Genomic DNA, 2950 nt, shown 5'->3' with positions numbered 1-2950 from the left:
TACCCTCTTCATCAATGGCCATGTCATACATTTGGTGCGTAAGCTGGAGACCCTGATCGTTGGCAAGGGCTTTTTTCCATGAGCGCGACACAATCGGATGAGTAAGCTGTCTTACAGAGCGGGGGGGCCTGCATGATCATCTCTGCCAGCTCCCACGCACGTGGAAGAAGCTTTTCACGAGGCAGTACCTCACTAACCAGACCAAGGTCTAATGCCGCTTGAGCATTAATGTTCATCCCCGTGTATGCGTAGTATGCCGCTTTCTTGGTTCCCAGTTGCCAGTGTGAGCCTGTGCCATTGATCGCCCCAATGGTGGGAATGCCGATGCAATAGATCATATTTTCAATCATTCTGCGCGATTCATGATAGAAATCCAGTTTCCGGCTATTCGGCCAATCCATGAATTTTGTTGTCCAGACTTCAGGATTGCCTATTTGCCACAAATCTCCTGTCCCTGTAAGAATCATCACCTCATTCTCAGGGTCACGGCCAACATCTGACCATACATTGCTATATGCAGTTTGAGCCATCCAGTCAAATTGAAGCGGTCCCCCGTGAGTGTGCATACGTACTTCGAGTATGCCGTCACGGCGGGTCATGAAGAACAAGTCCTTGTACTTCTCCGAGTATTCTTCGAATCGTGTAGGTCCCGCCATATCTCTATTGAACATCTTTGCCCATTAGACGTCCTTGCATTTTTTTCAGCCGCTCCAGAGCTCCTTCTTCATCAATGGCCATGTCATACATTTGGTGGGCAAGCTGGAACCCTTGATCACTGACCAGGGCTTGTTTCCATGGACGGGATATAATGGAATGGGACAGATGTCTCGTTGAACGCGGTGCCTACATAATCATCTCCGCAAGCTCCCATGCGCGGGGAAGAAGCTTTTCGCGGGGCAGGACTTCACTAACTATGCCCAGGTCCAATGCGGTTTGACCATTGATATTCTTGCCGGTGTATGCGTAGTATGCTGCTTTCTTGAAACCGATCATGTTCTGCAGCGTGAGTAACATTCCATCTCCGGGAGGTGTGCCTCCCAGATAATGCGGATCAAAAAAGTCCGCGTCTTCTGTACAAATGGTAATATCACAGAGAGTTGCAAGTTCACAGTGCGTTCCCGGGCCATTGATCGCTCCGATTGTAGGGATGTCAATGCAGAATATCAAGTTCTCAAGCAGTCTCAGCGATTCATGATACTGTTCGAGCTTCTTTTGCTTCGGCCAGTCCATAAATTTTGTATTCCAGACATCAGGGTCCCCTATAACCCATTTATCCCCTGTTCCAGAAATAATCATTACTTCGTTCTCAGGGTCGCGGCCAATATCTGACCATGCATGGGACCATGCCGTATGGGCTTCCCAAGAATGCTTGTACGGTCCTCCGTCGGTATGCAGCCGTACTTCGATGATTCCGTTACGACGTGTCATTAAAAGAAAGTCTTTGTACTTCACCGAATACTCATCAAATTTTGTTGGTCCAATCATACGTCTCTCTGTCATTTCAATTCCTCCTAGTTTTGTTTAGATATTATCTATTACTTTCAAGCCAATCTCTGGCGAAAGCAGCGTAAGCCGCAGCCCCTTTATAAAGCACCTCATCCGAGAACATCGTCTTTGGATGGTGCACAGGGTAACCATAACCTTCCTCGGTATTGCCTGCGTTAAGAAACACTGAGGTACTTGGCACCGCTTGTGATACAAATGCGAAGTCTTCCGATCCCATTAATTTACCGCCGGGTATCAATTGGGTTATACCGATAAAGGAACTGGCGCCAAAGGTGTTTGCAATAGTAGTTCTCATTTGACGGTTAAGCCCGTTGTCCGTTTGCACCTCAGGACATCCCCTGGTATAGATCACCTCCACCTTTGCCTGAAAAGTTTCTCCAATACCTGCAGAAATTTCGTGGATACGGGTTTCCATTTTATCCCGCAATGTGGCGTTAAATGAACGTACGCTTCCTTTCATTCTGGCCGTATAGGGAATCACGTTGTTTGTATTTCCGCCTTCCATCACTCCAATTGTAAGAACTGCATTATCAATTGGCGAAATTTCACGGCTTATGATTCCCTGCAGCGCCAGATGAAGATGAGCAGCTACATTTAATGGGTCTACTGCGGCGCTAGGCATCGCTCCATGTGCGCCCCTTCCGCGGATGATGACTTCGAACCAATCAGAAGAAGCTGAAATCGCTTCTCCGGCCTCAGGCAATACAAATTGCCCGACAGGAATCGGCATTCCAGTCAACACGTGTAGCATCATGGCTGCATCCACTTTAGGATTTTCGAGAATCCCATTCTCAATCATCATCTTTGCCCCGTGCAGAGTCTCTTCACCCGGCTGAAACATAAGCTTAACCGTCCCGTGAAGCTGCTCTTCGTTGGCCTTCAGGATCTCCGCAGCTCCCAAGAGCATGGAAGTATGCAAGTCGTGGCCGCATGCATGCATGTTTCCGTTCAACGACGCAAAAGAAAGATCCGTTTCCTCTTGAATGGGCAGCCCATCCATATCCGCCCGGATAAGAATCACCTTCCCGGTATGTTGTCCGCCGATCGTAACCGTTAGACCTGACTCTCCTACGGGCGTGGGCTTAAGCCCCATCGACTCTAACACCTCTTTTACGTAGGCCGTTGTCCTGGGTAAACTTAAATCAAGTTCCGGAACCGCATGAAGATGATGCCTGTACATGACCAATTTTTCCTGCAGCTGATGGGCCATACCCAAAAAGTCTCCAGCTTCTTCAATCACAATGAACATCTCCCAAAACACATATTGAATGAACGTAAGAACAGAGTGAACATCCCCCCCTTTATATTTTAAGACTTTTTAAGAACACTTTTATCGTACTTTTAATGGTATTCGATGTCAAGAGAAAATAAGACATTTTAAGAACACTATTTTGGATACTGCCGGAACATTGATATATCACATTTATTGTGATATAACTCTTTT

3 protein-coding genes are annotated in these 2950 nt (G+C 47.1%); all 3 read right to left on the bottom strand.

Annotation, left to right across the window (positions count from 1 at the left end):
• Positions 1 to 23: 23 nt before the first annotated feature.
• The gene (locus tag GRP75_RS23195) at positions 24 to 671 is read right to left on the bottom strand and encodes an enoyl-CoA hydratase/isomerase family protein (RefSeq protein WP_160790485.1); all 648 of its coding nucleotides are present in this window, start codon (positions 669 to 671) and stop codon (positions 24 to 26) included.
• Positions 672 to 843: 172 nt separating this feature from the next.
• Positions 844 to 1500, bottom strand: a complete 657-nt coding sequence (locus tag GRP75_RS23190) for an enoyl-CoA hydratase/isomerase family protein (protein ID WP_237449152.1) — start codon at positions 1498 to 1500, stop codon at positions 844 to 846.
• Positions 1501 to 1528: 28 nt separating this feature from the next.
• Entirely contained in the window at positions 1529 to 2755 is a 1227-nt protein-coding gene (locus GRP75_RS23185) for a M20 metallopeptidase family protein (RefSeq protein WP_160790484.1), read from the bottom strand.
• Positions 2756 to 2950: the final 195 nt, after the last annotated feature.

Origin of the sequence: Paenibacillus sp. OT2-17, assembly GCF_009827695.1 — a bacterium.
GTDB lineage: Bacteria > Bacillota > Bacilli > Paenibacillales > Paenibacillaceae > Paenibacillus > Paenibacillus polymyxa_B.
The sequence above is the reverse complement of the archived record's forward strand: the minus strand, read 5'-3'. Positions and strand labels throughout refer to the sequence as shown.